Genomic DNA, 6,747 nt, shown 5'->3' on the forward strand with positions numbered 1-6,747 from the left:
CCTGCCAACCGGCAGGGGCGGTTTTTTGGGGGCAAATTTTTCGGAAGGAAAAGAAACGTGTTTTTATAGAAGAAGTGCGCTAATAGAGACATCCCGTTTACGCAGCGGGAAAGCGCACAGAATGGTCGCTTTCCCAATCCGTAGCAAACAGACTCTTACAACTTCCTAACGAAAAAGGTCTTTGAGAAACGCGCATTACAGCCAGGAAAAATCGCACAGATCGTGCATTCGTGGATTAAACTGTAAGCGCAGAAAATTTCAATTGTTTAGAAATCTGCTCCGTAGAAGGGCAATCTCTTGCCCGTAACCGGACACGTCCTCCTGCGGGGTTTCCAGATAAAAGGGCAGGTGCCGCAGCTTGGGATGATTGATGATAGCGGTGAACGCATCAAGACCGATACTGCCCTCGCCAATGCGTGCGTGGCGGTCCTTATGGCTAGAAAAGGGATTCTTACTGTCGTTCAGGTGGATGGCCCGCAGGCGGTCAAGACCCACCGCCCTGTCAAACGCGTCCAGCACGCCGTCTAAATCGTGTACCAAATCGTACCCGGCATCGTAAACGTGACAGGTATCCAGACACACGCCCAGCAGCTCCCTGTGCTCTACCCGGTCCATAATGGCTCGCAGCTCCTCAAAACTGCGGCCCACCTCGCTCCCCTTGCCAGACATGGTTTCAAGCAGCACACGGGCGGCTTGTCCGGGCCGCAGAACGGCGTTCAGCGTTTCGGCAATCAGCGCGATCCCCGTCTCAGCACCCTGCTTCACATGGCTTCCGGGGTGAAAGTTATACAGGCTGCCGGGAAAATGCTCCAGACGGGCCAAATCGTCCGCCATGGTGTTTCTGGCAAACTCCCGGATATTGGGATCAGCGGCGCAGCAGTTCAGGGTGTAAGGCGCGTGGGCCAGAATGGGAAAAATACCGTGCTCTTCCGCAAAGGCGCGGTAGGCGGCAATATCCTCCATGTCCAGCGCCTTGGCTGCCCCGCCACGGGGATTGCGAGTAAAAAATTGAAAAGTGGAGGCGCCGATTTCTGCCGCCGTTTTACCCATGGCGAGAAAGCCTTTAGAAGAGGAGAGGTGACATCCAATGTTCAGCATAAAAATCCTTTCGCCAAAGAGGCATTACAGCAAAACCCGGTCCTCCGCCATCATGGGCCGCAGGCCGCGTACCCGGGACAGGGCCGCAAGGAGAAGTCCTCCCAGTACATAGCAGACCGCCGCTTCGCCAAGACCCAGTGTCAGGGCGTTATATGACAGCGCGGCGGAAAACGCATCCGTAAAGCCGGTCTGCTGGAAAGAGATGACTGTGCCCACGATGGCCGCGTTGCACAGGACCGGCGGCAGGGGGGCCAGCCATTTGTTGGGAGCTTTCATGGTAAGAATTGCGGCCAAAAGCGTTGCAAGGGAGCCGAAAATAATGTCCAGCGCGCCGTAGGGTGACAGGAGATTTGCAACAAGGCACCCCACAAACAGGCCCGGCGCGGCGGCGGGAAACAGGAAGGGCAGGACGCACAGCGCCTCGGAAAAGCGAAACTGCACCGGTCCGTAAGCCACGCCGAAGATGGCTGCAAAGTAACTGAGGACAGCGTACAGCGCCCCCACGATGCCGGCGAAGGCAATTTGCTGTACGGTGAAGCGGGATTTGGACATAAAAAAAGACCTCCTTTTAAATTCGGAGGCCGTCACAAAGCACGCGGCGCGCAAATGCGCGCAGCCCCCATTTTTTTGTTTAGAGAACGGCAAAAGATTTTGCCGAACGAACGCCGCAGCCGACGCTTGGACAGGGAGATGGCACCTGTCGATTGGAAGTATAGCACAGCCGGTGCACAAAAGTCAAGGGGCCGCCTGCTGGCGGCCCCTTGCGATGTTCATTTATGAATCAGACACCACGAGACAATATAGATCGGTAGTTTTGTCGGTGTTGAGCCGCAGCTCCGGTTCTACGTCCAGTTCCTCCAGAATGGATGTCAACTCATCCTGTGTCATTGCGTAACCGGTTCCGGCGCCGCCGTCTTCGTCCGAGTAGGGCTGGCTCTCCCGGCCCTCCAAAAGTCCGCTGAGGGGCTCACTGGCAGGAAGGAAAACCACTCCGGCGAACACGGTGTCTTCCTCCAAAGCGCCGCCGTCCCCATTGGCCTGGTGGGTCATGAGGAAGGAGGGCGGAGCCTGCTGCTCGGAGGGGGCCGCACTGTCAGGGGAAGGGGAATCGTACATCTCAGAGAGCTGAGGGGAGGAAGCGGTGTAGCTCTGGGTCATCGTATCCTCGTCGGAGGGCGCGTCATAGGAGTCGATTTCCTCTTGGGCAGGAAGTAACTCATCGCTTTCCGCCGCGCTGCTCTCCGATTCAGCTTTAAAAGCCGCGCCGCCCCCCGCCATGGCGGTCATAGGCGCGCTGCCCGAAAAGCTTTCAAAGGGCAGTACCCGCACGGCGGCGAATACAAGAGCCGCGCAGGCCGCCAGAGACGCAACCGTTTTCAGGGCGCGGTGGGTTTTTTTCCGGGGTGCGGCGTTTGCCCGGATGACGGCCATCACACCGTCGGCAAAGCCGGCGGGGACCTCTGTCTCCTCCACGTCTCCAAATCCGGCCCGGATGGCAAAAGCGTCTGAGACATAAGCCGCGCAGGCAGGACAGGCGGCAAGATGCTCCCGCACGGTTCCGGCTTCCTGCTCGGACAGCTCCCCGTCTACAAAGGAATCCAAAAGGAGTGCGTATTGTTCGCAAATTTTCATATTATCGCCCCTCCTTCTCTGCATTCTTGGACGGAGCGGCGGGTAAAAAGTTCCCGGTTTCCGTTAAAAATTCACAAAGCCGTTTTCGCCCCCGGTTAATCCGGGACTTCACAGTGCCCAGATCCACGTCCAGCGCACTGGAAATCTCCTGATAGCTCAGTTGATGCAGCTCCCGCAGCACCAACACCGCACGGTAGTCGTCCGGCAGGGTTTTCAGCCCGGAGTGGATGGCCTCCCGCAGCTCAGATTGTTCCGCTTCCTCGTGGGGGGTGAGCCGGTCGTCGGGAATGTTCAGGCTCAGCTCTCCGTCGTCCAGAGAGACGGCCCGCTGCCGCTTTTCCCTGCGCAGCAGATCTACCGACGCGTTGGAGGTCAGACGGTACAGCCACGTTGAAAAGCTGGACTCTCCCCGGAAGAAGGGCAGGCTTTGCCACGCGGAGAGCAGCGCCTCCTGTGCCGCCTCCTGCGCGTCTGCCGGGTTGCCGCACATCCGCAGTGCCAGCGCGTAAACTCGCTTTTCGTAGCGGAGAACCAGCGTTTCAAAGGCGTCCGCGTCGCCCGCCCGTGCGTCTTTTACCAGTTGTTGTTCCGGGATGTCATTCATTTCAGATCCCTTTTGATCCCTTTCGTCACAGTATAAACGTCCTCCAGCGTGTTCATGCGGACGATCTGCTCCTTGTAATACCCGGCGTGGGGAATCCCCTTTAAGTACCAGCAGTAGTGCCGCCGGGCCTCCAGCACAGCCGTTCGCTCGCCCCGGGCGGCAGCGGACAGCTCAATCTGGCGCACCACGGTGTCGCACCGCTCTGAAAGCGGCGGCAGGGGCGGCAGGGGAAGCCCCTCCAAAAGTGCCTCCGCCTGTGTAAATAGCCACGGGTTTCCAAAGCAGCCCCGCCCGATCATGGCCATGTCCGCGCCGGTTCGCTCTAAAATACGAACCGCATCCTCGGGCTTGAAAACATCGCCGTTGGCAATGACCGGGACGTTTACGGCCTCCTTGACCTCCCTGATGGAGTTCCAGTCTGCCTGCCCGCCGTACATCTGCACCCGCGTGCGCCCGTGAACTGCGATGGCGGAAACACCCGCCTGCTCTAAAAGCTTTGCAACTTCCACGGCATTCAGATTTCCCATGTCCCAGCCCCGGCGAATTTTCGCCGTCACCGGCACGGGACTGGACCGCACCACCGCCTCGGCAATCCGGGCGGCTTTTTCCGGGTCTTTCATCAAAGCGGAGCCGTCTCCGTTTTTCACGACCTTCCCCACGGGACAGCCCATGTTGATGTCTACTACGTCCGCCCCGGACAGCTCCGCCGCAATCTGTGCCGCTTCGGCCATGCAGGTGGGGTCGCTGCCGAAAATCTGAACGGCAAAGGGCCGCTCCCCCGGAAAGGGGGCCAGCAGGCCCTGCGTTTTTTTGTCGCCATAGCACAGGGCCTTGGAGGAAATCAGCTCCGTACAGGTAAAGCCCGCTCCGTTTTCCGCACAAATCTGGCGGAAGGCGGCGTCCGTCACTCCCGCCATGGGGGCAAGGGCCAGCTTTGATGAAATTTCCACTGTTCCGATTTTCAAAAAATAAGCTCCTTTGTGGGCCGGGGCCCAGATTGCCAATTCTTACGAAGACGCCCCAATCAGGGGCGCAATATACTTTCCTAGTCTATCACAACTCGAATCAAATGAAAAGAGGGAACCTGCTCCTTTCCCGGTCCGGGCCGGAAAACTCTCCAAAATCCGCCGGGGATGGCGGCGGCAAACCAAAAACTTTTGAACTCTCTCTTTTACCGACGGCATTTTTAAATGTTGTTATGTAAAATAATGGAAAACCAACGAGGGAGGGGACAAGCCTGATGCACGGGCAGATCACTTTGGACAACGCACGGGCGGTGCGTTTTTTAAACGGCGGCGTGCGCTTTTTTTTGGCGGCGGCGCTGACTGCGGCCCAGATTACGGGGGGGAGCGCGCCCTTTGCGCTGGGCTTTACGGCGGCCTGCGGCGCGGGAATCAACGGAATGTGCGCTCTGGCCGGGGCGGTTGTGGGTGCGCTGGTGTTTCTGGAGTTTTCGGCGGGACTTGCCCACATTGCCGTGGCAATTCTGGTGTATACGGCGGCGGCGGCTTTTCGGGGCATGAAGCTGACCGACAGGCCCTTGTTCACGCCCCTGGTGGCCTCTGGAATGACGCTGGCGGTGGAGGGCATCTATGTGGCGCAGTCCCTTTCACCGTTGGCCAGGCTTACGCCGTGCCTGCTGACCACCGTGCTGGTGGGTGTCTCCGCCCGGTGCTGCGCACCGCTGCTGCGGGGCGGAGAGGAGACAAAAAAGTCCGAGTCTCTGGAATTTCTGGCGGTGACGCTGCTGCTGGCGTTTTCCGACGTGGCCCCCGGGGGAATCTCTCTGGGGCGGACGGTCATCGCCTGTCTGGTGCTGTTTACCGCATGGCAGAAGGGCGCTTCCGCAGGAACGGTCACCGGCGTGTGGGCCGGACTTCTGGCGGACCTGTGCGCAGGGGGGAACGCGCCGGTCTTCACTGCCGCGTATGGCTTTGCCGGAATGGCAGCGGGCCTGCGAACGGGGCGAAGCCGCGTCTCCGCCGGGGCGCTGTGGCTGCTGGCGGCACTGACGGCGCTTGCCCCCGTGACGCAGGAGCAGGGACTCTCCGCTATCGGGGAGGCGGCGCTGGCGATTCCGCTTTTTTTACTGGTTCCTCCGAAACTTTTGGGCGGCAAGCGGGTCAAGCAGACCGCCCATCAGGAAGCCAGTGCGCTGCCTACTCTCCGGGAGCGGCTGGATCGGGCCGCGTCGGCCTTCCGGGACTTGTACGATAGCATGGGCCGGGGGCCCATCCAGTCCGCAGAGGAAAATCCCGCCATCGTGTTTGACCGGGCGGCGGAGCGGGTCTGCCGTGGCTGTGCCCTGTGCGATTTGTGCTGGAAAAAGGAGTACGGTGCGACCTACAACGCTTTAAACGATGCCACGCCCTATCTTCTGGAGCGGGGACGGTCGCTGGCAAAGGACTTTCCAAACCACTTTTCCTCCCGCTGCATCCACCTGCCGGAATTTCTGGGAGCGATCAATGTGGAGCTGTCAGCCTATCTTCTGCGCAAGCAGTACCGCCGCAGAATGGAAGAGACGCGGCAGGACGCAAAGGGGCAGTATGCCCGGCTCAGTGACTTGCTGGCGGCCACAGCAGCAAATCTGGAAGCGGTTCCCACGTCGGTGGGGGTTCGCCACCGGTATCAACTGGGCGCGGCCATTAAGCCCAAGCAGGGGGAGGTTTCCTGCGGCGATACGCTGGCTTCCTTTGAAACAGACAACGGCCTGCTGTGCCTGCTTTTGTCCGATGGCATGGGCAGCGGCGAGGCGGCCCGGCGGGAATCCGCCCTGACCTGCCGGCTGCTGCGCCAGTTTTTGGAAGCGGGCGTGGAAGCTGAGGCCGCACTGAACACCATGAATGCTGCCATGGCCCTTCGTGGGCAGGAAACGGGAAGCTTTTCCACCATCGACCTTTTGACGTTGCAGTTGGAAAGCGGGGAAGCCGCCATTTACAAATACGGCGCGGCGCCCTCCTATATCAAGCGTTTCGGAAGAGTGCGCCGTATCACCGGCGCTGCGCTGCCCGCGGGCCTGAAAACGTCTCCGGCGGGACCCGATGTGACCCGTCTGCGGCTGGAGCCGGAGAGCTTTGCTGTTCTTATCAGCGACGGGGCGGCGGACAGCAACCACGACGAGTGGCTTCAAAATCTACTGGCGGGCTGGAGCGGGACAGACCCGCAGCAGCTTGCAAATTTGATTCTGCGAGAAGCGGAAAAGCAAAACGGTCTTGTAGACGACTGCGGCGTGCAGGTGCTGTACCTGCCGTCCGAGGGACTGAAAGAAGTGTAAGGTAAAATCAAAGGCGCTTATAAAATTTTTTAAGACGACAAGGCCGCGGGATTTTTTAATCCCGCGGCCTTCGTTTGCCTGAAAATTTTTCCTGCAGTGAACGCACCGAAAATCTTTTCCTCGGCGGGGTATAAAAATT

Annotated in this window: 6 protein-coding genes; 1 reads left to right on the forward strand and 5 read right to left on the reverse strand. The window is 59.4% G+C overall.

The features are described 5' to 3' along the window. Nucleotides 1-258: 258 nt before the first annotated feature. From B2W96_RS08600 to dusB, 5 genes are all read right to left on the reverse strand, one after another. Complete coding sequence (locus B2W96_RS08600) at nt 259-1,098, reverse strand: deoxyribonuclease IV (RefSeq protein ID WP_293009879.1); 840 nt, start codon at nt 1,096-1,098, stop codon at nt 259-261. 24 nt (nt 1,099-1,122) lie between these two features. Continuing rightward, the gene (locus tag B2W96_RS08605) at nt 1,123-1,650 is read right to left on the reverse strand and encodes a QueT transporter family protein (RefSeq protein ID WP_293009880.1); all 528 of its coding nucleotides are present in this window, start codon (nt 1,648-1,650) and stop codon (nt 1,123-1,125) included. Between the two features lie 222 nt (nt 1,651-1,872). After that, nucleotides 1,873-2,730, reverse strand: coding sequence for an anti-sigma factor family protein (locus B2W96_RS08610; RefSeq protein ID WP_293009881.1), 858 nt, complete (start codon nt 2,728-2,730; stop codon nt 1,873-1,875). Nucleotide 2,731: 1 nt separating this feature from the next. Next, nucleotides 2,732-3,334: an RNA polymerase sigma factor gene (locus B2W96_RS08615; RefSeq protein WP_293009882.1), complete on the reverse strand. Its 603-nt coding sequence runs from the start codon at nt 3,332-3,334 to the stop codon at nt 2,732-2,734. Then, nucleotides 3,331-4,299, reverse strand: coding sequence for a tRNA dihydrouridine synthase DusB (dusB, locus tag B2W96_RS08620; RefSeq protein ID WP_293009883.1), 969 nt, complete (start codon nt 4,297-4,299; stop codon nt 3,331-3,333). Before dusB ends, B2W96_RS08615 begins: the two co-directional genes overlap by 4 nt. Nucleotides 4,300-4,574: 275 nt before the next feature. Between dusB and B2W96_RS08625 the strand changes: the two genes are divergently transcribed. After that, entirely contained in the window at nt 4,575-6,608 is a 2,034-nt protein-coding gene (locus tag B2W96_RS08625; RefSeq protein ID WP_293009884.1) for a SpoIIE family protein phosphatase, read from the forward strand. Nucleotides 6,609-6,747: the final 139 nt, after the last annotated feature.

The sequence above is a fragment of the Oscillibacter sp. UBA6647 genome (genome assembly GCA_002455655.1).
In the GTDB taxonomy this organism is placed as follows: Bacteria; Bacillota; Clostridia; order Oscillospirales; family Oscillospiraceae; genus Oscillibacter.